The organism is Turicimonas sp. TL08 (assembly GCF_054660695.1).
This window is the reverse complement of sequence record NZ_BAAGDP010000020.1, coordinates 1-25,237: the sequence shown is the minus strand read 5'-3', so window position 1 is coordinate 25,237 and position 25,237 is coordinate 1. Positions and strand designations below refer to the sequence as shown.

Sequence of the window (25,237 nt, the reverse complement as noted above, 5' to 3'; positions counted from 1 at the left end):
TCATGAGCAGATACGGAATACTCGTCAATGTTGACAACTGCATTGGATGTCAGGCTTGCTTTATTGCCTGCAAACAGGAAAATAAAGTTGCGCCGAACATTCAATGGAATCAAATTCACCGCAACGAAAACGTCAAAGAAAACATCATTAACTATTACCGTGTAAGCTGCCAGCACTGCGACAATCCAGCTTGCTTGCCCGTTTGCCCGGTCAAGGCTATCTATAAAGGACCAAACGGTGAGGTTCTTGTCGATCAGAACAAATGCGTCGGATGCAAGGCCTGCTTGGCTGCTTGCCCATATGGCGCTCCGCAGTTTAATACCAGCGGAAAGACTTCTTATTACGACAAGGATGAGTTGGTCATTGTTCCGTTGCTGGAGCACCAAAAGAGGACTCCGGGCAAAGCAGAAAGATGCACACTCTGCCCGCAGAGGACTTCTAAAGGCTTACCTCCGAAATGCGTGGAAGCCTGTGCAGTAAATGCATTGATGTTTGTCGACTATGACAACTTAACTGATGATCAGAAGGCCCTCGTGGCCAAGTCTGTGGCAATGAACGAAAAAGCCGGTACACAACCGAAGGTTCGTTATATTGCCAGCCATTGCGACATTGCCGGTCTAGCTGATAAAGTTAGATAGCCGATAAGTTGTTCAAAAATTACATAAACATTTTTGTCCCCGCTTGAGCAATTAGGCGGGGATTTTTAACGAAAGGAAGTGTATGACGCAGAGTGCAAAAGAATTTCTGGAGGAATACAAAGGCAGCCGGTTAGGTTGTTACGAATTCTTCAGTCACTTTTTCGGAGATAAAAGAGTTCAGCCGTTGCTGGATGTTTTTCCGATGGTAGAAGCTTTTGTCCGCGGAGAAAATGCTTTTTTAAGCGGGTCTAATGTGACGGCAGACACGCTTGCAGAGCCTCCTCAGGAAGGAAATAAACTGGAAGCCGAGTATGCAAAGCTGTTTTACGGCGTCGGCTCCAGAACCATTCCTTTGTCTGAATCCGTTTACAGAAGCGAAGAAGGAATTCTTTGCCAAGGTGCTTGGAGAGATATTAAAGAGCTTTACGGAAAGCATAATTTCCAGCCTAGGCCTGAAAAAGAAATGGAAGCTGATTCGCTTTCGATGGAAATGGCCTTTGCCACTGTTTTAGTCATGCAGGGCAAAGACGGAAAAGATCTTTTAGAACTGGTTGAGGGCCATCTTCTTCCGGTTGGTAAAGCTGTTGCAAAACAGATTCGGGAATCAACAGAAAACGAAGATCTGCAAAACATCGCTTCTACGATGACTGTGTTTTTGATGACGGAAAGAGCCTTGCTGGAGCAGAGTCTGAAGGAATAGGCTGAGAGCTTTTTGTAGTTTTGAAAAAGGACGGTAGTTGCGGAACGCCGTCCTTTTTTTGATCGTGTTAGGGGTCTATTTTTCTTGAAATTCTCTGTCCTTGCAGAATCTGTGGGCTAATAATTTTTTTTCTAAGGCAAGAGAGTTCTGAGATACACTCAGAATAGAAAGTTCAGGTCTCGGTTTATTGCCAGGCAGAATAAGGACAAAAGAAGGCCTGATTGACTTTAAATTAGACATCACCAAGGAGGAACTATGAACAAATTAAAGACTTTCTCAGCAACCGCTTTGGCCGCTGCACTGTCACTGGTCTCAGTGTCCGAAGCTGCTCCGCAGCGTGACCAATTTTATTGGCTAACGGAGATGAATAAGGCTTCCGTAGTCATCAACGCTGATGAGAATTTGTTAGATAAGGATTTGGCAAAAAGGATAGCAAAAGGAATTTCAGAAGTTGCTGCTGATGCTTCAAAACCTGGCGCCAAACGTCCGAACAAAGTGATCGCTTATGAACCGGAGTTGATTAAGAAAGTCGGAATGGATGCCACGATGCTCCACATCGGCCGCTCCAGCCAGGATATGCATGCCTCATATAACACAATGATTCTCAGAGACTACATTCTCTCCATTTCCGAGGCTCTGGCTAAGACAATGCAGCTCCTGCAGAACATCGCAGAGAAAAATATCGATACCGTCGTTCCGAATTACACCAACGGTGTTGCAGCTCAGCCCAATAGTTATGCGCACTATCTTTTCGGTTACCTTGCTTCCTTTGAACGTGATCAGCAGAAGCTGAAAGAATGCTATGAGCGGATTAACTATTCTCCGATGGGAACGACAGTTCTTAATGGAACCAGCTGGCCGCTGAATCGTCAGCGTATGTCGGATTATCTTGGTTTTAAGGCACCGGTGTTGAATGCATATGATGCTGCTCAGACAAAACCAATTGATGAATTGATCGAAATCTCCAACGTAGTTACAGGAATTGCTTTGCATGTCGGAACCTTCATCCAAGACGTAATGACGCAATACGCTCAACCGCGTCCATGGATTATTCTCCAAGAAGGCGGCGACAATACTTACGTTTCTTCCGCTATGCCGCAGAAACGTAATCCGGGACTGTTGATCAATACTAGGAAAGCTGCAAGCACAGTATTTGGCGATGCTCAGACAATGTTGATTCGTGCACACAATATCACTCCAGGATTTAGTGATCCAAAAGGAGCTTCTTACTGGCCGACGATGGAACAAACGCTGGCTATGCTGAAAAGTTTTGACAAGTGCTTAACGGCGTTAAGAATCAATCCAAAGCGTGCCTTGGAGGAGCTCAATCTTGACTGGACTGCTTCTCAGGAAGTTGCTGACGTTCTGATGAGAGAGTACAAGCTGCCGTTCCGCGTGGGGCACCATTTTGCAAGCCAGGTGGTCGGATATGCACGAGCTCATGACATCAAGCCGTTAGATTTTCCATATGCAGAAGCAAAGAGAATCTACAGCGAAGTGATTAAGTCCGAATATCCAACCGGCAATCCTAATCTGCCGATGTCTGAAGAGCAGTTTAAGGCTACTCTGAATCCAATTGAAATTATTAAGAACCGGAAGACCGCCGGAGGTCCGCAGCCGGCCGAGATGAGAAAGCAGCTCGATATTATGGAAGCTTCCATTAAGAACCAAGAGAAATGGACTCAAGAGCAGAAGCAAAAAATTAACGATGCTTTAGCCAAGCTTGATAAAGACTTTGCTGAATACTTGAAGTAATCAAGTAGTTTTGCAACGAACCGGTGGGTTTTTTCGTGAAGTAACGAAAAGAAGCACCGGTTTTCTTAGTTCACCGGTCAAAAAGTTTTACACGCTTACTGCTCAAATAAGGATGAACTCATGGAGGCTGCCGGCCGAGTTGATAAGCTTAATTACCATCATTTTGGAGATTTAAGCATGAAAAAACTATTAATCGCAGCTGCCGCAGCCTCTGCCATTTTGTTTTGTTCCACGGGGGTCTTGGCCCAAACAGCCAAAAGTCAAGTACCAACGCTGAAGCAGCAGGTTGAAGATCTGAAGGATGCGGTGCTGATGCTCCAAAAACGAGTGAACTATCTTGAAAGTATCGTTCCCACATCCTCCATTCCTTTGATGCCGGCTGATCCTAAGCTTTCTCCGGTATCTACTTCCGGCGCAGTCTTTCTTCTAGGCATTGATCAGCCCGTGAAGAACGGAAACGGTTCGGAATTTGTTCTGACGGTTGTCAATCCACAGAGCATTACCTATACGAATGCTCACTTTACGATTCACGTATTCGGCAAAGATGCCGAAGGCAATCCTGACGCCTACAAGAACGCTTATTTGCTGACGCGAGAAACCAAAGTTATTCAAGCCGGAAGCAAGAACCAATTCCGCTTTGTTGTTCCTGACATGCCGCTGGATAATTTTGCCGTTGCCTATGTGGTAGGCATTGAATTCGGCGGTATCGCCACAGAAAACGCCCAGTAAGACGAGATAATAAATTGAAAGCTCTCGCAGACGGCAGCGAGAGCTAATCGGCTTTATTCGAAATTTGGAACGAGACCTTTTGCTCGTGCCTCCTCGATTGCACTTCTAGCTGCCATAATTCGCTCGATGCATCCTCTGTTTTCTACCTGAGAAAACCAGTTTACAAAGTCTCTTATCGCGGGATCCGACAAATATCGATCACGCCGCGCAAGTATGTGCATATTCCAGTCCTGGCGCTCCCAGCCGGGAAGAATAGGAACTATTTTTCCTTCCTTGAGCTCTTGAACGACGTGGCCCAGATATAAATCCGGCGTAATGCCCTGGTGGTTCAACACCATGTTCCTAATAAGTAATTGATCGTGACTTAGATAAATTTCACGCCAATGAATAATGTTGCTTGGGACACCGTCACGATACAGAAGCATAGTCGGCGCATTATTGGGCATAACCTGTAATAGGCCGACATGCTGGGACAAATCTTCGGGTGTTCGAGGAACTCCATGAGCTTCCAAGTATTGCGGGGAGGCAAATATGGGCGTCGAGTTTGAAACCACGTGACGTGCAACGATTTCCGATTGATCTGCCGGTGAGTGGTTTACGACAGCAATATCGGTATCTCCATTTAACAGATCCCGAACTGTCATTTCCGGAAGCATGGAAAACTGAACGCGAGGATTGAGCCGAGAATACTGCATCAATTCCTGCGAATAGAACTGCTGAGTCATCTCGACCGGAGCAGAAAACCGAATCAAAATCTTATAAGAAGTACCTTCGCAAAACTCATCAAGTTTGCTGAATCCGTCTAACAAAGGTATGACCATCGGAAGAATCTGTCGACATCTATCCGTGGGAATGAACGGCCGTTTGTTTTTAACCAGAAGCTCAAAACCAACGTCTTTTTCTAATCCGGCAATAAGCCTGGAAACCTTTGCGCTGTCTAGATCAAGAAGCAGCGCCGTCTGAGTAATGTTGCCTGTCTCTACAGTGACTGTGAGCGCACGCCAGGCAAGCAAGTTATCTTTTTGCTTCATACTGCATTTTGAGGGGGTAGGTTTAGAGGTGATCCTATAGGCAAAAATCGTTCTGATCAATACATTCGTTGCGTGGTGTTCCTAAAATTTATCTATAACTTATTGAATTATTGGGACATTGTTATTTTTGAAGAGTGACAGACAAAAATGCTCTATTAACAACTGAAGAAGAAAAATAGAATGGAGTCATCCCCAATAACTAATAGCTCCCCATCATGAAAAACGTCACTCAAATACCACTTAGTCCTAAAGATTAGGGCTGCAGTTTAAAGGCCAATCCCGGGCCCACAGTTTTATTTATCTCGTTCTCATCGGATGCCTGAAGAGCATCCGAAGGGGAGGAATTTGTACCAATTTTTCTATCCCCCAAACTCTTAATCCTTGGAGTAACTTTATGAAACTATCCCAAATTAGCCGCAGAAGTTTCGTCAAGGCAGCCGCCGTTGCCGGCGCAACAGCAGCTTCGCCGTTTTCTCCGGCTTTTTCTGCCGGAACTTCAACTGCGCAAAAACCAACGGACTCTCAAAAAGACGACACTCAGATTATTACTACTACCTGCCGTGCCTGCATTCATAATTGCGGTGTCCGTGCTCATGTCCGCAACGGCCGTGTCATTAAAATTGAGGGAGATCCGAACTATCCGATGACAGACGGAACACTCTGCGCCAAAGGTCTCTCCGGCATCAATGCTCTTTATCATCCGGACCGCAACAAGTATCCGATGATTCGAGTCGGAGAGCGCGGAGAGAATAAATGGAAACGCATCAGCTGGGATGAGGCAATTGATATCATTGCTCACAAAATGATGGAAGCCAGAGAAAAGTACGGTGCTGAATCGGTAATGGCCTCCACCGGAGGCGGCGGAAACCCGCACTTTAGAATGATTGCCAGATTCTGCAACATTTTCGGTACGCCTAACTGGTATGAACCGGGATGCGCACAGTGCTTCCTTCCCAGAACATTGGCCTTCGGCATGATGTACGGCGGACCTTCTACATCCATCGCTGACGAATGCGCTCTGGAAATCTACAACAAAAACACTCCGATGAAAAACATCGTCCTGTGGGGAACTGACGTCTCCTACAGCTGTCCGGCAGGCGGCGGTCATGCCCTTGCTAACCTTCGGGCAAAAGGGGTTAAAACTGTTTCTGTCGACCCGAGATTTGCGCCGAGCGCAGCCAAAGCCGATGTTTGGCTTCCTGTACGTCCCGGTACCGACGTGGCTCTTCAGCTTGCTTGGATACGCTACATCATTGCTCACAATCTTTTCGACAAAGATTTTGTGCTTAAATGGACAAACTTGCCTTATCTGGTCGACACAAAGACTAAGATGACAGTCAAGGCCAATGAGCTTTTCAAAGACGGTAAAAAAGAAGATTTTGTGGTTTGGGATGCAAAAACCAACCAGCCTCAGCCGCTTCCCTATCCATGGAACGACAATCTTGATCCGGTTCTAGACGGCGAATTCACTTACAACGGGAAAACTTACAAGACCGGTTTCCGCCTGCTCAAGGAAAGAGCAGAACCATGGACACTTGAAAAAGCCGGAGAAACCTGCTGGCTGAAACCTGAAAAGATTGAAGAAGCGATCAAGATCTACGCTGAGGGCCCGGGAGGAATCTCCTTGGGTGTAGCAACCGACCAGAACCCGAACTCCGTTCAGGCGGCTATGGGTGCCGTCATCCTTAACGCCTTAATGGGATATGTGGAAAAACCCGGAACGCTGATGAACAGAAATCCATTGGCTGTGCCGCCTAAGAACAGCCTGGTATCCCGCTGTGAACGCCTGCTGCCTCCGGGTCAGCTTGCTAAACGCCTCGGCGGCGTAGAGTTCAAAGGACTTCTGTCTTGGGACGCAGCTCAGCCAAGCCGAATCCAGGAAGCGATTATGACCGGTAAGCCATACCCGATCAAAGTCTGGCTCGAGCGCTCCGGCAATAAGCTCGGAGTCGTCGGCGATGCAGGTTCTTGGGCTGAAGCCACTAAACACGTGGATTTCATCGTCCATATGTTTAACTATCCGACATCCTTCTCTATGTACGCGGATATGCTTTTGCCTACAACAGAATGGTTAGAAACCGATTTCCTTGCTGAGTCTCTCAATACGGTTTGGGCTCGCCAAGCTGTCGTGCATACTTGGGAAACACGCCACGAAACAGTTATTTGGTCAAAAATTCTCAAGCGCTGCGGTGAATTAGGTCACGAAGTATGCCGTAAGTCCTTTGACCCGGAATTTATGGGTGCAGATCTTCCACAGTGGGATTCAATGGATGAAATTTTGGATCTGAAACTCAAACCGCTCAATATTACGTTTGCTGAGTTAAAGAAAAAAGGCTTTATCGAAGCAATGCCGTATGACAAATGGAACAGCTACTATGTCTACAAGAAGATCAATCCGAAGACAGGTCTTCCGGTAGGCTTCGGTACAGCTTCAAAGAAATTGGAACTGTATACCGACCGTTTCATCACGATGGGGCGCACCGGTGCTCCGTACGCTCTGCAAAAACTTGATCCGGTAGAAAAAGACTACGATCCGCTGCCTTACTACATGGAACCTTACGAAAGTCCGAACAGAGAAATTGCCAAAGAGTATCCGCTTGTGATGACCAATGGACGTCTGCCTATGTTCCACCACAGCACTCTCAGGAATATTCCTTATCTGCGTGAAATCTATCCTGTTCCCGAAGTTTGGATTAATCCGGAGACGGCCGCCAAGTACGGCATTAAGCAAGGCGATTGGACATGGATTGAATCTAAGCGCGGTAAGACACAGGGTAAAGCAAGATTAACCGAGGGCATCAATCCGGGTGTTCTTTACATGGAACGCTTCTGGTTCCCGGAAAAACTTGCCTCTGACACTCACGGCTGGAAAGAAGCCAATGTGAACGTTCTCTCTAAGAACACGGCTCCGTTTAACGACATGGTAGGTACGTACACACTTCGCGGCTACCAAGTTCGAATCTCTAAAGCAGATAAAGGACCGGAAGGCGTATGGACGAAACCGGAGCAGTTCAAAGTCTGGATGCCCGCTCCATCAGAGAACACCCCAAAGATCGAAGGATAAAAAATGGCACAAAAAACTCTCGTAATTGACCTCGACCGCTGCATCGGCTGCTTTGCATGTGAAGTCGCATGTAAGAATGAAAACAATGTTCCTCTCGGTGTGTACTACAACAAAGTACTTTCCATCGGACCCGTCGGAAAATTTCCCGAACTCAAGCAGTACTTCCTGCCAACCGTTTGTCAGAATTGCCGCGACGCACCTTGCGTGAAAGTCTGTCCTACCGGAGCTTCCTTCAAAACCGAAGACGGCCAAGTACTCGTGGATAAGGAAAAATGCATCGGCTGCAAGATGTGCATCGCCGCTTGCCCCTACGGTGCCCGTTCCTTTAATCCGGAAAATAAGGTTGTGGAAAAATGTACTCTCTGCCGTCATTTGCAGGAAGTTGGCGAGCAGCCAGCCTGTGTTAAAGCCTGCTGTGCAAGCGCTCGTTTCTTCGGCGATATAGACGATCCGGAGAGCGAAGTTTCCAAGGTACTTGCCGCTGCCGGCGAAGAGAACGTCCACAGCATGCCGGACTCCGGAAACCATCCTTCCGTCCGTTATATTCTTCATAAGAAGACCGGTGAATGGATGAACAAACCTCCGAAGATGCTATAAGGAGAAGAAATGGTCGGCGACTGGACTTTATCAATCTTTGCAGCCTTACTTTGTGTAGGTGCCGGTCTTTTCGCTGCCCTGGCCGCTTCAGAGTTCTCCGACTTTACTGAGAGGACTCTGAAGATCTGCGCAGCACTCGGGTTTGTGTGCTTAAGTCTGGGCGGTTTTGCGGCGATCTCGAATCTTGGAAGGCCAAGTATGATTTTGGGTGTCTTCGGAAATCCAAAGTCATGGCTATTCTGGGAGATGATTGGCGTCACGGGCGCTCTGGCCGCAGGCTTGATTTATCTTATCTGCCTTTATCGAGAAGCGGATCAGACAAAGACTCGGGCCTTCAGCTTGATTTCAGCGCTTTTTTCTCTCATTGCGGTTTTCGCGCTTGGAGCGAATATGGTGATGAGCTGGCGTCCCGTGCTCAACTCTTACATGCTGATGCTTCCTTTCATCAGTTTGTACTGGAGCGCCGCTTCACTTTGCTTTCTTGTGGAAAGCGAATTTGAAGATGCTGAGATCGCTAAAGCAAAAATATCTTCTGCGGCTGCAGCTTGTGTGACCGGTCTTGGCTATGCGGCATATACGGGATATCTTCTTTCGGACCCGGAAACGTCGGAAGGGGCTCGCGAAATTCTTTCCGGCAGTCTGAGTCTGAATTTTTGGATCGGATGCGGCCTCTGCGGCGTTGTACTTCCGCTGGCGGGCGCCTTTACTAGAAAAGCAAAGATGCTCTTGGCAGCTGTCGGGTTGGCAGGGATTTTTATCGCCGTATTTGTATGGCAGAATTTGCTATTGGACATCGGCCAGGCCGCGTGGCATTTCTTCAAACCTTAATTCATAGGGTCGGAGCTTCGGCCCCGACCTGTTCTTGGGAACCAGACATGCAGCTAAATGATTCTAAGATAGTACTACCTATGTACCCGAGCTACGAGGAGTTGTTCGATTTCGAAATTAACTACACCTTGCTTTCTCGTTTATTCAAATCCGAAATCACGCAAGACGCAAAGGAGGCGCTTCTCGGTCTTAAGCTATCTGACTATTGTGACCATCCTCTTATCAGCAAAGGGGCGAGATGGATCGATGAAGCGATCCGTCAAGAGGGGCCTCATAATCAACTTGATCTTTTGGCGGCCGAGTACGCGGCAGCCTTTATCGGAACTGCAGGCTCGAAAGCTGCTTATCCTTATGAGTCGGTCTACACCAGTGCTCAGGGGCTCGTCATGCAGGAAGCGTATGAACAAGTCCGCAGAATCTATCGAGACCACGGTCTTGAAAATCAGAGCGACCTGTATGACGATCATATAGCGCTAGAGCTGGATTACTTGGCTTATCTTTGCCGGAGAGCAAAAAATGAGAAGCCTGCATCACCGGAATATATGAATTTTCTGCGGGATCAAGCGACATTTCTTGAGACGCACATTTTTAATTGGCTGCCTAAATTTCTCAACAAAATCTACGAGAATGTTGACTCTTGCTTCTACCGCGGAGCGGCGATGATGCTTGAAGGAACCTGTCAAGGCCATCAAAGGATGCTTAGCGGGGTGCAGTTTGACGAGGCCTCCAATTGAAAATTTAAATTTCCCCGATACCAAGAATTTCGTTACGAAGCTATAGGCAGATAGTCAGCTGGTAACTGAAACAATAAAACTATTGCTCTTTCCTCAAAAAATAATGATGACCTCGACTTATGCCCGCTTGGACTTTTGTTCTGAATCTCAAAAGTAAGGCATAGGCAATCTGTTGGATTAATCGGCAAGGAGGCTGCTGCTATGAGTTCTCAATCTTCTTCCATCGGCCGAAGGGGCCTTTTGTTGTCTGTGGGAGTTTCGGGTGCTCTTTTTGCGCTCGGCTGGGGCGCTTCCAAAGTCGAATCAGCACCCGTAATTCGACCGCCCGGAGGACAGGATAAAAACTTTTTGTCTAAGTGCATCCGCTGTGATCGTTGCCGAAGTATTTGTCCCACTAATGTTATTTCGATTGGAGGACTCGCGGACGGCGTCCTGAACCTGCGTACTCCGGTCATGAATTACCGATACGGTTCCTGCGACTTCTGCGACAAATGCATTGAGGTCTGCCCAACCGGAGCTCTTACGGCGTATTCGGGAGAGACTACACCGGTCGGAAAGGCTCGTTTAACCGACATCTGTATTGCACTCCGAACCCGGGCTTGTACAAAATGTAAAGAAGCCTGTCCTTATGATGCTATTTCTTTAGCCGAAGGCAAGGTTCCGGTCATTGACAATGACAAGTGCAACGGCTGCGGCGTGTGTGAAAATATTTGCCCGGCCAATGTGCTCCAGGCTTATACAGGACGCAATCAACGCGGCATCGAAATTCTGTCTTTAGAAGCTCTGAAAGCACAGGAGCAATCATGAAAAAATTTTCTATTCTTCGCGCATTGTCTCTTGGCCTTTTCCTTTTAGCCGTTGTGTGCGGTGTGATTTGGCAGACTGGGTGGGGGACACTTTCTTCCTTTGGCATTGGTTCTATCGCTCAGATTTGTCCGGTTGGCGCATTAGAAACTATTTTTGCGTCCGGTTCTCCGGCTTTATCCGTTCTAATTTGTCTTGGTGTATTCGTAGCGCTTGTGGTAGTGTTCGGGCGATTTTTCTGCGGCTGGCTTTGTCCCGTTCCGCCTTTAAGAAAAATCTTCGGAGCAGAACCAAAGCAAGAGACGTCTTGTGTGAATGATTTCGAAGATGAAGGCGCAAGTCCTTCTCGAGAAGAGACTTCTTCGGAACCCAAAAAATCGAGTGCTTCGGCTCAAACGACGTTGTCTTCCAAAGCTACTTTCATTAATTCAGCTGCACTTGAGAAGAAAGGACCGTTTTTTGTGCTGGCGGCCGCGCTAGTTTCTTCTGCAATTTTTTCTTTCCCTGTTTTCTGTTTAATTTGTCCGGTCGGGCTAACCTTCGCATTCATTATCGGCATTGTTCATATGCTGAAGTTCAATGACCCGACAATTACTCCGCTTGTGATTCTCGGAGTGCTTTTTCTGGAAATCTTCTTTTTGAGAAGATGGTGTCAATTTATTTGTCCAATCGGCGCCTTTATTTCTTTAGTGAGCCGATTAAATAAGACATTCGTTCCGAAGGTTGATGGTCAGAAGTGTCTCCGAGCTTTCGGCCTAAACTGCCAGGTCTGCAGGAATGCTTGTCCGGAGGGAATTGATCTGAAGAAGACGGTTCCGAGTGCGGAAAGTTCCAGATGTCTGAAATGCGGAGCTTGTGCACAGCGGTGCCCTGTTTCTGCGATTTCTTTTCCACTCTTAAAGAAGTTGAAATGTTCGGAGGGAAAGACTGCTAATGTTGTCTATCTAAAAGAGACGTTCCCAAGAGGAGCTGCAACGGAACAATCTGTCGTTTCCAAGGACTCTTTTGATGCTCCTCAAGAGACCTTCTCTTTGAAAAACGCCATTCTTGAAAGCAGCCGATGCATTCAATGCGGAGCGTGCGTGAAAGCTTGTCCGCAGCACAATCCTATTCCCGAGGTGCTCCGATCCATTGCCGCAGGCGATACAAAAGCGGCCGGGAAAATTTTGATGCAGTCAGGGAAAATGCCTGAACTTTGTTCTCAGCTCTGTCCCAAAGATAAATTTTGTATGGCGGCATGTCCCTTGGGTGATTTCTCTGATCCAATCAATATTCACGCATTGATGTACTTTGCCTCTTCGCGGTCGCTTGATCGAGGATACAAGATCGCAAGAGCTCGGACGATGAAGAAAAGTCCTTCCGTCGCAGTAATCGGAGCCGGACCCGCTGGTCTTGCTGCAGCTGATGTTCTTCGTGCTCAGGGGTACAAAGTTACTGTTTATGAACGGGAAAAAGAGATCGGCGGTCTGACGATGTTCGGAATTCCGGCTTTCAAACTCTCCAAAGAAAGAATCCTTACCCGCAGAAAGCTCTATGAGAAATCCGGCATCGATTTTCAGCTCGGATATGAAATCAAGTCGGCACAAGAGCTCCTGGCTATCGTTGATACGCACGATGCAGTTCTCCTTGCAATTGGTGCGGAAAATCCAATTCATCTAAACGTACAGGGAGCAAATTTAGATTTTGTTTTCCAAGCTCTTGAATATCTTCATGGAGAGTCAAACCTGACATCGCTGACTCAAGACAAGAACGTAGTCGTTTTAGGAGTTGGAGGAACCGCCTTAGATTGTGCTCGGACCGCATTGCGTCAAGGCGCTCGAACGGTCACCTGCGTGTTCCGCAAATCTTTGTTGAAAGCCAATCCGCCAAGGGAGGACTACGAGGGTGCCCTTCGGGAGGGAGCTAAATTTTTAGAGGAAACGGAAATTCAATCGGTTCAACCGGATAAAACAGTTAAAGTCATAAATCGGGAGGGGATCTGCGAAGTGTTAAAAGCCGATCTGGTGATTTGTGCTTATGGTTTCAGCGGTCCGAGAGAAGAAGTTTTGAAAGAAGCCGGGATTGTTATTTCCAAAGGGTCTTTACATACCAATCTTCCCAAGGTGTTTGCTGCCGGAGATGCGGTGAGCGGACCAAGCTTTGTGACGACAGCTATAGAAAGCGGGCACGGTGCCGCAAAGGCTATTAGCCAATTTTTGAGCGACGGCTGTCCAGAAAAGAAGCGTTCGAGGCAAAACAGGAAAAATAAAGATGACGGACAAATTAGTAATCGAGAACCTGCTCAACCGGCTATTAGTTAAGTGCAGCACTGAGATTGAGCGCAGAGCCCGGTCAGGAGGAGCTAGTGCAAATTCTGCGCAGATAACTTTCGAAAGGAATCGCTGTGTCAGAACGCTTTTCCCAAAATCTTCTTGCGAAAAGTGCATTGATGTCTGCCAGCCAAAGGTACTTAGTCTTAAGAATCAGTCCGTTTCCATCGAGGAAAGCTCTTCATGTACCGGGTGCGGTAAGTGCATTAGAGAGTGTCCGACCGAAGCTTTCTCTTTTGGCCGGTTCCCGCTCTATAACTTGCTCAGCGCATTGAAAACGCATTTCTGCAATCTTCACGAAAGACCTTCACGCTCTCGACCCTTAGTTTTTGTTTGTCCTAAGGTGGCTCAGGAAAGCCATGCGTTTCCGACAGGTTGCTTTGGCGGCGTAAGTCCGGCGCTACTGCTTTTGGCCCATTTAATTTTTAATGCTGAAATTAAGCTTCATTGTTCGGATTGCAAAAAGTGTTGTGCAGCCTCACTAAACAACGCCGCTCAAAATCTTATCAACGCTTGCGAAAAGCTTTCATCAGATTTGGGCGTTGATTTCCGACCGACGCTTTTCGAGGCGCAGCCGGAGAACAATGTAGATCTAGGGCGCAGAAGGTTTTTTAGCCGGGTCTCTGAACGGCTTCAAGGAATTTGCGACGTGGCCTCTCTTTCAGGAGGTGCGCCTAAAACTGATAAAGTTTTTCCGATGCTTGAACGAGAACTTCTCTTAGCTGTTATCGAAATACTCAAAATCAAAGATCCTAAGTTCGAAATTCAGGCGAAATTTTTTCCTTTGCCCGGCGTATTTAAAGAGAAATGCAACGGCTGCAATTTGTGCGTTCTCTTATGCTCATCTGGCTGTTTAACTAGTAAAACCGAAGACCAGAGATTCAAACTGCTCGCTGATCCCCTTCGCTGTGTTGATTGCGGAAGATGTGTTGAAGTTTGTCCTTCAAAGGCAATGGTCATGCGGTTAATTCCCGGTTCCGAAGAAATCCTTTCCGATTCCGTAAGGATTGTTTTAACGAAAGACAATGCGCATGAGGATGAACAGGATCAATCTGCAGAAGCCCGGATGCGGGAATTTTTTGATACGCCGATCTATCGAAGCTGATTTTGGGAGATTTTGGAGCAGTGGATACCTACTCCAAATTAATGGGCTAGGAAGGTCAGAAAGAAGCTCCCACGTACTCTGAGACTTGAGCACAAAAGAGTTTTTGGAGCAAAGAATTCTTGAAAATTTTTAAGAGGTGCAATATCTCCAGCCACTGCGGCCTCTACAAACAAACAGACTGCGCCAAGGAAGCGCAGTCTGTTACAAGGATTACTTGCCTACTTCTCTGCCGGCAATGGTTCCGTAAATGAGTGCATCAGGAACGGCATTGCATCCAACTCTATTAGTACCATGAATGCCGCCTGTGATTTCACCTGCAGCAAACAAACCAGGAATTGGTTTCCCGGCCTTATTCAAGACTCGAGTGTCCTTATCGATTGTCAAACCACCCATCGTATGATGAACCGAAGGCGTCATGAGAGAGGCATAGTAGGGACCGCCCGGAAGTTTATTTCCATCTTCGCAGCTCATGCGGCCGAACTCATCTCCTTTCTGTGTCTTACAGAACTCATTCCATTTTTCAACAGTGCGCTTGAGATTTGCCGGATCCATTCCGACTTTCTTAGCAAGCTCTTCTAAGGTATCGGCTTTAAATGCTTTCTTTTGTTTTAAAAGATCAGAAATTAGGATTCCATAGGGGCCTCTGCCTTCTTTATCTTTTAGCAATGTCTGTTCAGTGCCGATGATGTAGAAGATATGATCCGGTTGGGCAAGAGCAGCCTTTGCCAGAACATCGCGTCTTCCTTGTTCGTTCACGAAACGATTGCCAAGTTTGTTGACGTAAATATTGGTTGATTCAACGATCTTGTGATTGGTCGAACCAGTTGCGGGATCAGTTGTCGGGAGAAGCTGGATATAACCCATGTCTTTTACGCCAGCTCCTACTTTCAAGGCCATATTGATGCCGTCACCGGTGATAGCCGGCATATTTGTGGTTTTAACTTTTTCGTCCAGCTTTTTATCCCAGAGCTCATCATATTCGTTACGCATCTTCACGTTGGCACCAAAACCGCCGGAGGCTAAGATGACTCCTTTGGATGCAAGAATCGTGTAAGTCTTACCATCTGGACCTTTGGCTTTCACACCGATTACTTTGCCGTCCTTGGTAATAAGACTTTCCGCTGGGGTGCTCATCATAAAGGCAACAGGTAATTTTTCGGCTTTGATGAGGTCCAAGTATGTGTCGATATAGCCCACGCCAGATTTGTAATTGCTTGCTCGGTGAGATCTCGGCCAGAGAGCCCCAACGAATTGTGTTGGTTTCTTCTGCCAAATGATTCCCATTTTTGCAAGGGTTCCTTGGATTTCCGGAGCTTCTTTAGTTAAACGATAAACAAGTTCTAGGTTTGCTTTGTAATCGCCAGCTTTCCAGCTTTGAAGAGCATGAAGTTCCGGAGTATCAAAAAGGCTTTCGGAACCTGACTTCTTATAATCGGCCCACTGTTGTTTGACTTGTGCAATGAGATCTTCCTGGAGCTTGTTTTGCGGTTTTTCAGCAAGAAGTTTTTCAATCGACTCTCTTTGACCGTCAGTCATCTTGATATCTTTTTGACCTTCTGGATCTGCTGCGTTAAAACAGCCGCCAGACACGGAGGTGTTGCCGCCCGCAAAGTGAGCTTTCTCTAGAACAATAACGTTTAATCCTCTTTGTGCAGCTGCGACAGCGGCTGATAATCCTGCTCCGCCAGCCCCAACTACAATCACATCAGTTTTCTCTTCAATATTACCTGTTACTTTTTGTGGCTGTGGCACCATCTTGGAGAAATCTTTTGGATTAAGCCCAGCCTGCTTCAAACAGTCTTGGACTGCGGCCTTGATTGCGAAGGTCGTTAAGGTGGCCCCAGAAACATTATTTACGTTGGTAGATTGATTTTTAACGATGTCGGCAGGAACTTTTGCTTTGGGGAGGTCTGCAACAGGATGAGTTTCACTCCAACTGAGAACCTTTACGTCCTCAATCTTATTGTTAGCTATTTTGACTTGGACCGTCACATCACCATTGCGGCCTAAGGTAGTTGCAGTGTATGTACCGTCTTTTGCCATTGAAGCTTCTTGAGCGCAGAATGCGGCCGCTACTAAGGCAGCAAGGACTGAAAATTTGAATTTCATAACTCTGTTCTCCTTGGAATGATTTTCACATAATCACGATAAGTGAAAATCCTGATAAGAACTAGTTAGAATTTCTGAAGTAGTTCTCAAAAATTAAGAAATAGCAGATGATCCCAAAAGAGAGCCTTTTAGCATGGAAAGTATTTCAAAAGACGTCGCAAACTCTGAATATTTCGCGAACGGCTATAGAACTTGATCTTGATTTGAAAACTGCTTCACGGATCCTTAAAGAACTCGAAAAAAATTTAGGCTTTTCTTTGTTTGATCGTTCCTCGCGGCCATTCCGAATGACGCAAGAAGCTGAGCAAATTCTTCCTTGTGTTCATCAGCTTCTGAAAAGTGAGGACAAACTGTCATTAAAGCTCCAAGAGGTAGCTTCGAAACCTATAGATGTCCGTTTGTCTTTACCGGTAAACATGACTCGAGAAGATCTTTTTCCTGTCATGGCGAAGTATCGGGAGCTTCATCCCAAATTCAATGTTCGTTTTCTCAATGATTGCGATCATCAACATTTGCTGGATGGAGAAACAGATATTGTTATGCTCCCATACAGACCTGAAAACGCCGACGGAAATCTCGTGCTGTTTGATGCCGGTTTTAGTTTCAACATGCTGTTGGCGAGCCCGGAGTATGTTGAGCGGAACGGAAGTCCTTCCTGCGTAGAGGACTTAAAGAATCACGTCTTGATTTTGCGCGACAGTCGAATATATCCAACGACCAGAACTTTAGAACATGCAGGTAAGTGCGTTTCATTAACTTCTGATTTTAAGCTTGTGTATCTTGGAGACGCTTTTTCCTGCAGAAGTGCTGCGCTTCTGGGACATGGAATTGCGGTGGACTTATCGGTCGCCTATTGCAGCGACGATATTAAGGACGGCAGGCTCATTCCTTTGCTTCCGGGATGGCATCGGCCACGATGGGATATGACAATTGCCATTAGAAAAGAGGACGCTGAGAATAAGCCTTTATACGAATTTGCCTCCTGGTTTGCCAACACTCAAAAGAAGGCTTATCCAAAGCGGTGGGGGCCGATTTTTGAAAAATATGGTGTGACACCATAAACCTCCTTTGAAGTTAAGTTGGTATGCCTGACTTCTAAAGGAGGTCTTCAAAAAGATCAAATATCAGATAGAAAACTCGGACACTTTTCCTTCGCACGGATGTCCGTTGGAGATCAGCAAAGTTTTTGAATTCAAATCCATGACCATAGAATAAATCGTACATGCACGAAGGCCGGAATCTCTGACGTCTTCGTGATAACAGAGTGATTCCGGGAAGAATTCATGTGAAGTCAATAGACTGTATACCGCATTAAGACCATCGGCTTTGCCAAGTTTTTTGATTTTCCGGCGAACAGTATTCAGGCGAGTGTAGGTTGAAAGCGGTCCGGCTTTGCCTTTGTCATGAGGAGCAATCAAAGGCGAGAGGAAGTGATTTGTGTGAGCCAATGGTTCCTCTTCTGCCATGAGAACGTCAAACTCATTCGGAGAGTACTCTACAGCCATGACTAAGTCCTCAGCCGAACCAATCGTTAAAGTCGCAGAACCGGCTCTCGGAACGTGTGCAATGCAATCTAATGCTTCCGTCGGCAAAGTAGCGTTGAGAATGTTGCGCATGATTAGGTGAAGAGGTACACCTTCTTTTCCGCTGCCGATGCTCACGGCATTAAGGCACAATCCGATGCCGCAGGAGTTAAGACCTTTGCCGCCAATCAACCCAGCTTCTGCCACCATCAGAATATCGGGAGCTTTCTCCTGACGAATTTTAAGGATGCAAGTATTTTCTCGCGCTGGCATGAACCAGTCCCAAGTTTGGCCGAGCAAGACGCTTCCGCCGGTGGTTTGTTCTTTCAGAAAGGCCACCGCCGTACAGCCGTCTGAAGCGGCAAACATGATTTCACTGCGGCAGTTAAGAGTAAGGATTTCTTCAAACGGTAAATCTGCACCGCTTGCGACGCCTTTCATTTCTTCAATAGCACCTGGGCAGAATTTTTCGATATACGGAAGGAATTTCTTAGACGTTGCCATTGCTTTCTCCCATGAAATATTGGAGAAAGTTTTGAAAATCATTTTGTAGAAAACGATATTTCTTCGGACAGCTTCTTTGACAGCCATTCCGTACGCTTTTCCTCGTTCGAAAGGTGTACCGGAAAGTTCGATGACCGGATATTGGCAAGGAACCACTTGAAGAGGCTGAACAGCAGGCGCTTGCGGAAGAGTAACAGCCGCAAAAACATTAGAAGTCAACAAAGAGGCAGCACTTGCGCCAAGCACTGTTAAGGCCTTTCTTCTGGTTACAGACATTTCTTCTCCTTTTAAATTGAGACAAGTCAGGTTATCAAAACCGACGATACTTTGGAGTCCTTCAAATTAGAAAAAAGCGATTCGGACAGGTGTTGTCCGAGGCCTTAATCTTTTCCTGGAGAGACCATGTTGTGCGGGATCCCGAGTAGGTCTTTAGAATCCTTTGCAGTTCTCTGTCCGCCCAGTACGCTAGTGATTAAGCAAAGATCGCTCCAAGAGAATCATGTCCTTCAACACAATGTCTCCTTCTACGATAGGATGGTCATAGTTGTCGGTGAAGAAATTCGGAATTACGCCGGTTTCTTGGAATCCGCAGGAATGATAGAAGGGAAGAGTCAAAGGACTGTTTCCGGTTCCTACTCGCAGACGTGAGAAATTCTTATATCTTTCGGCAATGAATTCGATCATGGCTTTGCCATATCCTTTGCGTTGAAAATTCGGTGCTACGGCAAGGTTTTTAATTTCCAAGGTGCCGTCTCCAACGTCGGCAACGACGCAGACAGCCTTTACACCATTGTCATCCAGAGTCCACAGTTCACCGCTTTCCAAATAACGGTCAATCATATCCTCTTGTTCGTCCGCAAGGAGAAGAAGATCGAGGAACCTTTTCTTATTTTCTTGTATGAGTCGAAATATAGCCATTCCGGTAATTCAGTGTTTAAAAGAGCTTGTTCGTATGCTTTCTATTTTGTTCGGTATGCAACAACCTTTGTGCCAAGAGATCAGCAAAGGTTTGCGGTCAGCAAAGGAAGAAGTTATTGTTCTTCCGGAAGACGATTACGAATGGAAGTCTTTCCAGCAGAGACCAAACTTGGCGAGATATTTGCGCAGACGATCTGAATCATTGCTGGACTTCTTTTCGAGGATGGAGTTTGAAAAGAGTTTCCTGCTGGCATCAGCAAGACTTTTAGATGTTTTGCAGATTTCAATAACTTTCTCTAATTGGAAGCGATCGAAAAGATCTAATTTGTCCCATGTCTCGCCAATGATTTCAGAGGAAGATTTGGCAAGAGACTGAACTTTCTCGTCAGGATGCCACCGATGGACAAGCCTTTTCCATTCCGAGTCGACAGTTTCTTCCGTGATTCTTCCGCCATCTGAGAGTGTTGCCATTCTTATTACGGCTCCGGATAAATCTCGAAAGTTGGATTTCCATAAAGCTTGATCAGACATAGATAACTGTAGAAACTTCTCTCTGGCTTCTTTGTTGAAACTGAATTGCGTGCCGGTATTGATAGAAACTTGCTGAAGTTCGTAATCAAGGTTCGGTTCAATATCTTCCGGCCGCTCTTTGAGAGAAGGTATTTTGAAAGACCACAATTGGATTCTGGCGAGAAGATCTTCTCTGAACTTTCCTTCTTTCACCATTGCCGAGAGATTTTTATTCGTACCGCAGATTAACTGGAAGTCGCTTTGGCTTTCGATATCAGAACCGAGAGGATAAAAGCGTTTTTCTTCAAGAGCACGCAGCAGCATGGCCTGTTCATCAAGGCCGAGTTCGCCAATCTCATCCAAGAACAAAAGTCCGCCGTCAGCTGCTTTGAGAAGACCTTCTCGGTGGTTGACTGCACCGGTAAAAGCACCTTTAACGTGGCCGAAGAGAGCCGACATACAAGCGTCTCCTCTCAAAGTAGCGCAGTTAAGTTCGACGAAGCTACCGCTGACCATTCTTTGCTGTTTTTTCCAGTCGTATATGAGGCGAGCCATCTTGGTCTTTCCGACACCGGTATCGCCGGTCAAAAGAATCGGCGACTTGGATTTGACGCTAACGGTGGCCAGCTCTCTGATCATCGTGTTGAAGACAGGATTCTTTGTTTCAATACCGGACTTTAAAAAGTGCACTCCTTCTTTCTGTTCTTGATGGAAACGCTCTGCAATCATGTCGTATTTGGAGAGGTCCAAATCAATGATTGTGTAAGTACCGGTTGGATCTCCGTACTTTTGCATTTGGGTTTGCAAAATTTTCCCCGGAATGTGACGTGATTCGGTTAGAAGAAAGAGGCAGATTTGGATGACATGAGTACCGGTAGTAATGTGGACTAAGTATTCTTCATTATCGGTATCGAATTTGTAAGTCTTCAGAAAGTCGAAGATACCACTATAAACGGTTTGGAAATCCCAAGGATCTCGGAGCCTGATTTGATGAGTATTGAATTCTGTTTCCGGAGAAACTTGAAGAAAGTCTTCACGAACTGAAGAGGCGAGTTTTTGGTAAGGAACGTCATAAAAAAGCTCGTACCTGGCCACCATAAGGTCTTCTTGCTGGCCTAAAGATACTGTCGGACGCCATTTCGACCATTTTGCTCTTCCGGGCTGATCAAGATTTGTCCCGAGAAAACCGAAAACAACCGTTTTTTTCATTTTTATCGCTATAAAAATTTATAGAAAAATATTTTAAAGTATAAATTTTTATCTTCAAGTTCAACGAAAAGATAAGTCATAATTTTATAACTACATGAATTTAAATAAGAATGAAAAGTTGGCATGACTTTTGCTATAAGAAAGGATGAGACACTTAAGAGGGGAAAATGAAAACGCTAAAAATAGACGGAAGCATGGGACACGGAGGAGGACAAATTTTGCGCTCTTCTCTAGCTCTTTCCTGTATCTTGGGCATTCCTTTTGAAATGACAGACATTCGCAAAGGACGGCCGCAGCCGGGACTTAGAAAGCAGCACTTATGCGGCGTAAAGGCTTGTGCAGAAATTTGCGGCGCCAAGGTTGAAGGAGCTGAATTGGGATCGGATGCCTTGAGCTTCACTCCTAAAAAGATCAAAAGCGGTTCTTATCATTTTGCGGTTGGAAGCGGCGGCAGCACAACATTGGTTCTACAAAGCGTCCTTTTACCATTAGCCGTCCAGAAACTGCCTTCTCAAGTGATCGTCGATGGCGGAACTTATTGTCCGCAAGCACCTACAGGGGAGTTCTTTGCTGAAAGTTTAGTCACACGAATGAACCGGATGGGATATTCAATCGAGGCGAATATCGAGAAGTTTGGTTTTTATAAAGCAGGCGGAGGACAAATCAGTGTGGCATGCAATTCTCCGAAACAGTTTAGACCGGTTGATTGGGTGAGAAGAGAAAAACAGCGAAAATGCACCGTCCAGCTGATCACGAGTCATTTCCCGGAAAAAACAACCCTCAAGATCCGCAAGCTGATAACCAAAGAATTCGAGAAGATGAAATGTGCGGTTCCGTACGAAATGGAGATTATTGAGCAGTCAACAATAGAAGAACCTGGTGCAGCCGTTATCGTGAGAACTGGATCTGCCGAATATCCTTTCATATTCAGTGATATTGCAGCCTACGGATACAGCTCGGAGGCTTTAGCTAACAACCTCGGAAAGCAGTTGCGGAAATTTTTTGCCGCGGAAGTACCGGTAGAAGCACATTTAGCCGATCAACTGATTCTTCCCCTAGGTTTTGCCGCAGGCGGAAAGTTTTTATCGTCGCATCTTACGGAACACTTGGAAAGCTGCTGTCAGACGTTGGAATTGTTTACCGGGAAGAAAGTTGGTTTGGAAAAGGACCGCAAAGAATTACTTGTCGAAGTGCCAAAAGTACAAGGATAAAAAATGCTTAAAAGAAAAGATTTGGATGAGACGCCCATTTTTAAAACAGAAGACTTGAGAAATGCATTTTATGAGGCGCTCCATGAGGCTTATCGCGTCGGTAAGTCTGACGTTGAACTCAAAAAGGCGTTAAAGCAATTAGCCTCAGCGTTAAAGCCGACAAAGGTTCTTAGCGGCGATCTCAAGGAGGTTTTCGCAGTTGCTGCTGAGAAACTAGAACAATCCAGAGCCAACAGAATTAACTTTTGCGAGAGAAAAGAGAAGGCTCCTTGGAAACTTTGGGGCTCGGAAAAAGTGGAAGCAAAGGCTTTGGAACAAATGGATGACGCCGTTAGTTTGCCGATTTCTGTGGGAGGGGCCTTGATGCCCGATGCTCATCAAGGTTATGGATTGCCGATCGGGGGAGTACTGGCAACAAAAGGCGCTGTCATTCCTTATGCAGTAGGCGTAGATATTGCGTGCCGCATGAGAATATCGATTTTGGATGTTCCTTATGAAGAGTTCGAACGAGATAGAAGAAGATTCGGCGAGGTCCTTTTGCGTGAGACTCGTTTTGGAGTCGGAATCGCCTTTGATCCAGGAATGAGAGTCCATGAGGTTATGGAAGATCCGCTGTGGAAGAAACCAGGTGTTTTGAAGGAGAATTTTCAGAAAGCCAGATCTCAACTAGGCACCAGCGGTCACGGAAACCACTTTGTTGAATTCGGCAAACTTACGGTTGAAGCCGATATTGACGAACCAACTCTTAAGATAAAAGCCGGAATCTATACTGCGTTACTTTCTCATTCGGGCAGCCGAGGACTTGGTCAGCATGTCGCTAATTTTTATTCCGAACTTGCAGCATTTTTGCATCCGGAATTGCCGGAAAACTTGAAACGACTCTCTTGGTTGGAGTTGGATTCACAGGAAGGAAAAGACTACTGGGAGGCAATGGAGCTTTGCGGGAGATACGCAGCCGCTAATCACGAATTGATTCACAAGCATGTTATTGCCGCCCTTGGATGCGGCGTTCTCGGATACGTTGAAAACCATCACAACTTTGCCTGGAAGGAGGAGTTCAACGGAGAAGAGGTGATTGTTCACAGGAAAGGAGCTACCCCGGCAGGAGAAGGAAAACTGGGAGTGGTTCCAGGTTCGATGGGAACGCCGGGATTCATCGTCAGAGGCAAAGGCAATCCGGAATCTTTTAATTCCTGTTCGCATGGCGCAGGCCGAGTTATGAGCCGTGCCGCGGCATATAGAAATCTCAAAAGAGAGGATATGAAGAATTTTCTTCGTGCAAGAGAGGTAACGCTGATTGGCGGTACTTTGGACGAGTCTCCTGAGGTGTACAAGGACATTAATAAAGTGATAGCAGGTCAGACTGATTTGGTAGATGTTCTGGCAAAGTTTGAGCCGAAGGTGGTCAGAATGGCGGAAGAAAAGGCTCAATGGAGTCAAAGGCGCAACAAAAAGAAAGCATCAGGAGAGGCGGAAGTTTGTATGTAGCCTGATTCCTCAAATGATTTGTTTTTGCCTCCGGGATTGAAGAGTCCCGGAGGTGGTGATTATGGTGGTGATTAATTATTTTTTGGGACACGGTGAAAATTATTTTTAGGGACAGTCGGGGGTATGTTTAGGCGGCAAAATTTTTTATCGGGACAGCCTTCCATGACAAAAATTTAACTTACTTGCTTGAGAGATTAAGTTTTTTCAAGAACTATTCCAAAAGATATATGCATTGGGAGAGAAGGTGTTTGTCGTGATTAAAGAAAAACTACAGCACGTGATTAGCTTATTTAAAAAGTGCTCGGCTCTTGCAAAAATGATGATCTGAAGAGCAGAAGAAAACTGTCCAAAAAAAAATGCCATCGTAAAGGGTGGTGATTTTGAGGTAATTTTTGTCATGGCGAAAAAGAGTTGCTGGCCAGAAAAAGTGTTAGCGATGTGATTTTCGTCAGCTGATTTTCTTCTGCCATCAAAACGGAATGAACCTTTGACGGTCTGGATTCACGTGAGAAAGCAACCTTATTGATTTTGCTGATGTGTGTGTAGGCCCATATCAAACTTTTCTAAAACTTATTTTGGAAAAGTTTAAGGACGTACTTCCAAGATCTAATAAAAAGATGGTTGTAACCGTCTTTTTCTTAAATTTATACTCAGTTGCACGCTTACGGGGCCTTTATGATATGAGGTATGGCTTTCTAAAACGAGCGTGTTCATTTGTAGGCTCGAGGAACTTAAAGCCCTAGCTCCGCTAGGCACGGAAGCTCTATAGAGTTGATAAAGTCCGCTTAGAGAGCGATTTGGTTTCTGATATTCGGAAATAAAACGCACAAAGCCAGCCCCTCGCGGAAACTGGCTCTTAAAACTACTTCGTGCGGATTAAGCACAACAAGACTACGATAGTCAAAACATAGTCAATCTTTAAATCGCCGTTCCAAACTACCACAAGTGTTGTGGCATAATCTCCCACGAGGAAATAAATGATTGTGGCATTTAATCACCTCATATAAATGCGACTAGGGCTCGTACTGGATTACGGGCCTTTGTCGTTTGTACATCCCTTGTGGGGACCCCTACGGCTTGCGCCGCAATAGATGACCAAAACTTTAACGTACTTGATTGAGAGATTAAGCTGTTTTTAAGTGCTATGAGGACGGCGAAATTCTTTGGGAGAGAAGGCTTACGCCGTGATTTTAAAAAAGCGGAAAGCGGTTAACGCATTTAAAAAGCGCCATGATCTTGCAAAAAAGCTGCTTTGAAAAACCGAAGGAAACTGTCCACAAAAAAGTGCCCTCGTAAAACGTGGTGATTTTGAGGTAATTTTTGTCATGGAGAGAAGAGAGCTGCTGGCCAAAAAAAGTGTTAGCTATGTGAGTTTTGTCAGCGGATTTTCTTCTGCCAACAAAACGGAATGAATCTTTAACGGTCTGGAATTACGTGAAAACTCTATCTCATTGATTTTGCTGATATGTGT

At 45.9% G+C, this 25,237-nt stretch carries 19 protein-coding genes; 14 read left to right on the top strand and 5 right to left on the bottom strand.

The features are described 5' to 3' along the window. Positions 1-2 precede the first annotated feature (2 nt). From ACYQ4O_RS09990 to ACYQ4O_RS09975, 4 genes are all read left to right on the top strand, one after another. Positions 3-638 (top strand): 4Fe-4S dicluster domain-containing protein, encoded by a 636-nt coding sequence (locus tag ACYQ4O_RS09990; protein WP_460175513.1) that lies wholly within the window; start codon positions 3-5, stop codon positions 636-638. 82 nt (positions 639-720) lie between these two features. Beyond that, entirely contained in the window at positions 721-1,338 is a 618-nt protein-coding gene (locus tag ACYQ4O_RS09985) for a TorD/DmsD family molecular chaperone (RefSeq protein ID WP_460175512.1), read from the top strand. 255 nt (positions 1,339-1,593) lie between these two features. Continuing rightward, positions 1,594-3,093 carry an argininosuccinate lyase gene (locus ACYQ4O_RS09980; RefSeq protein ID WP_460175511.1) on the top strand — a complete coding sequence of 500 codons (1,500 nt, stop codon included), beginning with the start codon at positions 1,594-1,596 and terminating at the stop codon, positions 3,091-3,093. Positions 3,094-3,270: 177 nt separating this feature from the next. Further along, positions 3,271-3,822, top strand: coding sequence for a hypothetical protein (locus tag ACYQ4O_RS09975; protein ID WP_460175510.1), 552 nt, complete (start codon positions 3,271-3,273; stop codon positions 3,820-3,822). 53 nt (positions 3,823-3,875) lie between these two features. On the opposite strand, the gene ACYQ4O_RS09970 is transcribed toward ACYQ4O_RS09975, so the two are convergent. After that, the gene (locus tag ACYQ4O_RS09970) at positions 3,876-4,853 is read right to left on the bottom strand and encodes a LysR family transcriptional regulator (RefSeq protein WP_460175509.1); all 978 of its coding nucleotides are present in this window, start codon (positions 4,851-4,853) and stop codon (positions 3,876-3,878) included. A 394-nt stretch (positions 4,854-5,247) separates the two neighbouring features. Here ACYQ4O_RS09970 and ACYQ4O_RS09965 point away from each other — a divergent pair, with 394 nt between their 5' ends. From ACYQ4O_RS09965 to ACYQ4O_RS09935, 7 genes are all read left to right on the top strand, one after another. Beyond that, on the top strand, positions 5,248-7,917 hold the full coding sequence (locus tag ACYQ4O_RS09965) for a molybdopterin-containing oxidoreductase family protein (RefSeq protein ID WP_460175508.1): 2,670 nt from the start codon (positions 5,248-5,250) through the stop codon (positions 7,915-7,917). Between the two features lie 3 nt (positions 7,918-7,920). Then, positions 7,921-8,514, top strand: a complete 594-nt coding sequence (locus ACYQ4O_RS09960; RefSeq protein ID WP_460175507.1) for a 4Fe-4S dicluster domain-containing protein — start codon at positions 7,921-7,923, stop codon at positions 8,512-8,514. Positions 8,515-8,523: 9 nt separating this feature from the next. Then, the gene (locus tag ACYQ4O_RS09955) at positions 8,524-9,342 is read left to right on the top strand and encodes a hypothetical protein (RefSeq protein ID WP_460175506.1); all 819 of its coding nucleotides are present in this window, start codon (positions 8,524-8,526) and stop codon (positions 9,340-9,342) included. After that, entirely contained in the window at positions 9,285-10,076 is a 792-nt protein-coding gene (locus ACYQ4O_RS09950; RefSeq protein WP_460175505.1) for a TorD/DmsD family molecular chaperone, read from the top strand. Before ACYQ4O_RS09955 ends, ACYQ4O_RS09950 begins: the two co-directional genes overlap by 58 nt. Before the next feature lie 201 nt (positions 10,077-10,277). After that, positions 10,278-10,883, top strand: coding sequence for a 4Fe-4S dicluster domain-containing protein (locus ACYQ4O_RS09945; RefSeq protein ID WP_460175504.1), 606 nt, complete (start codon positions 10,278-10,280; stop codon positions 10,881-10,883). Next, the gene (locus ACYQ4O_RS09940) at positions 10,880-13,180 is read left to right on the top strand and encodes an FAD-dependent oxidoreductase (RefSeq protein ID WP_460175503.1); all 2,301 of its coding nucleotides are present in this window, start codon (positions 10,880-10,882) and stop codon (positions 13,178-13,180) included. The genes ACYQ4O_RS09945 and ACYQ4O_RS09940 overlap by 4 nt, the downstream gene beginning before the upstream one ends. Continuing rightward, a complete protein-coding gene (locus tag ACYQ4O_RS09935; protein WP_460175502.1) occupies positions 13,131-14,294 on the top strand; it encodes a 4Fe-4S dicluster domain-containing protein in 1,164 nt (387 codons plus the stop codon). Before ACYQ4O_RS09940 ends, ACYQ4O_RS09935 begins: the two co-directional genes overlap by 50 nt. A 210-nt stretch (positions 14,295-14,504) precedes the next feature. Here the strand turns inward: ACYQ4O_RS09935 and ACYQ4O_RS09930 are convergent, their stop codons facing one another. Further along, complete coding sequence (locus tag ACYQ4O_RS09930; RefSeq protein WP_460175501.1) at positions 14,505-16,403, bottom strand: flavocytochrome c; 1,899 nt, start codon at positions 16,401-16,403, stop codon at positions 14,505-14,507. A gap of 107 nt (positions 16,404-16,510) precedes the next feature. On the opposite strand from ACYQ4O_RS09930, the gene ACYQ4O_RS09925 reads away from it, so the two are divergent. Then, positions 16,511-17,464, top strand: coding sequence for a LysR family transcriptional regulator (locus ACYQ4O_RS09925; protein WP_460175500.1), 954 nt, complete (start codon positions 16,511-16,513; stop codon positions 17,462-17,464). A gap of 63 nt (positions 17,465-17,527) precedes the next feature. Here ACYQ4O_RS09925 and ACYQ4O_RS09920 read toward each other — a convergent pair whose 3' ends face one another. The 3 genes from ACYQ4O_RS09920 to rtcR form a co-directional block, all read right to left on the bottom strand. Beyond that, positions 17,528-18,706: a C45 family autoproteolytic acyltransferase/hydolase gene (locus ACYQ4O_RS09920; protein WP_460175499.1), complete on the bottom strand. Its 1,179-nt coding sequence runs from the start codon at positions 18,704-18,706 to the stop codon at positions 17,528-17,530. Positions 18,707-18,895: 189 nt separating this feature from the next. Continuing rightward, the gene (locus tag ACYQ4O_RS09915; protein WP_460175498.1) at positions 18,896-19,348 is read right to left on the bottom strand and encodes a GNAT family N-acetyltransferase; all 453 of its coding nucleotides are present in this window, start codon (positions 19,346-19,348) and stop codon (positions 18,896-18,898) included. A gap of 135 nt (positions 19,349-19,483) precedes the next feature. After that, positions 19,484-21,067 (bottom strand): RNA repair transcriptional activator RtcR, encoded by a 1,584-nt coding sequence (gene rtcR / locus ACYQ4O_RS09910; RefSeq protein WP_460175497.1) that lies wholly within the window; start codon positions 21,065-21,067, stop codon positions 19,484-19,486. Positions 21,068-21,234: 167 nt separating this feature from the next. On the opposite strand from rtcR, the gene rtcA reads away from it, so the two are divergent. Together rtcA and ACYQ4O_RS09900 are read left to right on the top strand one after the other, a co-directional pair. Next, positions 21,235-22,278 carry an RNA 3'-terminal phosphate cyclase gene (gene rtcA, locus ACYQ4O_RS09905; protein ID WP_460175496.1) on the top strand — a complete coding sequence of 348 codons (1,044 nt, stop codon included), beginning with the start codon at positions 21,235-21,237 and terminating at the stop codon, positions 22,276-22,278. A 3-nt stretch (positions 22,279-22,281) separates the two neighbouring features. Further along, entirely contained in the window at positions 22,282-23,766 is a 1,485-nt protein-coding gene (locus ACYQ4O_RS09900; RefSeq protein ID WP_460175495.1) for an RtcB family protein, read from the top strand. The last annotated feature ends 1,471 nt before the right edge of the window (positions 23,767-25,237 follow it).

Coding starts and splice junctions, on each gene's coding strand:
- ACYQ4O_RS09990 (WP_460175513.1), top strand. CDS start 3: ATGAGCAGATACGGAATACTCGTCAATGTTGACAACTGCATTGGATGT.
- ACYQ4O_RS09985 (WP_460175512.1), top strand. CDS start 721: ATGACGCAGAGTGCAAAAGAATTTCTGGAGGAATACAAAGGCAGCCGG.
- ACYQ4O_RS09980 (WP_460175511.1), top strand. CDS start 1,594: ATGAACAAATTAAAGACTTTCTCAGCAACCGCTTTGGCCGCTGCACTG.
- ACYQ4O_RS09975 (WP_460175510.1), top strand. CDS start 3,271: ATGAAAAAACTATTAATCGCAGCTGCCGCAGCCTCTGCCATTTTGTTT.
- ACYQ4O_RS09970 (WP_460175509.1), bottom strand. CDS start 4,853: ATGAAGCAAAAAGATAACTTGCTTGCCTGGCGTGCGCTCACAGTCACT.
- ACYQ4O_RS09965 (WP_460175508.1), top strand. CDS start 5,248: ATGAAACTATCCCAAATTAGCCGCAGAAGTTTCGTCAAGGCAGCCGCC.
- ACYQ4O_RS09960 (WP_460175507.1), top strand. CDS start 7,921: ATGGCACAAAAAACTCTCGTAATTGACCTCGACCGCTGCATCGGCTGC.
- ACYQ4O_RS09955 (WP_460175506.1), top strand. CDS start 8,524: ATGGTCGGCGACTGGACTTTATCAATCTTTGCAGCCTTACTTTGTGTA.
- ACYQ4O_RS09950 (WP_460175505.1), top strand. CDS start 9,285: ATGGCAGAATTTGCTATTGGACATCGGCCAGGCCGCGTGGCATTTCTT.
- ACYQ4O_RS09945 (WP_460175504.1), top strand. CDS start 10,278: ATGAGTTCTCAATCTTCTTCCATCGGCCGAAGGGGCCTTTTGTTGTCT.
- ACYQ4O_RS09940 (WP_460175503.1), top strand. CDS start 10,880: ATGAAAAAATTTTCTATTCTTCGCGCATTGTCTCTTGGCCTTTTCCTT.
- ACYQ4O_RS09935 (WP_460175502.1), top strand. CDS start 13,131: ATGACGGACAAATTAGTAATCGAGAACCTGCTCAACCGGCTATTAGTT.
- ACYQ4O_RS09930 (WP_460175501.1), bottom strand. CDS start 16,403: ATGAAATTCAAATTTTCAGTCCTTGCTGCCTTAGTAGCGGCCGCATTC.
- ACYQ4O_RS09925 (WP_460175500.1), top strand. CDS start 16,511: ATGATCCCAAAAGAGAGCCTTTTAGCATGGAAAGTATTTCAAAAGACG.
- ACYQ4O_RS09920 (WP_460175499.1), bottom strand. CDS start 18,706: ATGTCTGTAACCAGAAGAAAGGCCTTAACAGTGCTTGGCGCAAGTGCT.
- ACYQ4O_RS09915 (WP_460175498.1), bottom strand. CDS start 19,348: ATGGCTATATTTCGACTCATACAAGAAAATAAGAAAAGGTTCCTCGAT.
- rtcR (WP_460175497.1), bottom strand. CDS start 21,067: ATGAAAAAAACGGTTGTTTTCGGTTTTCTCGGGACAAATCTTGATCAG.
- rtcA (WP_460175496.1), top strand. CDS start 21,235: ATGAAAACGCTAAAAATAGACGGAAGCATGGGACACGGAGGAGGACAA.
- ACYQ4O_RS09900 (WP_460175495.1), top strand. CDS start 22,282: ATGCTTAAAAGAAAAGATTTGGATGAGACGCCCATTTTTAAAACAGAA.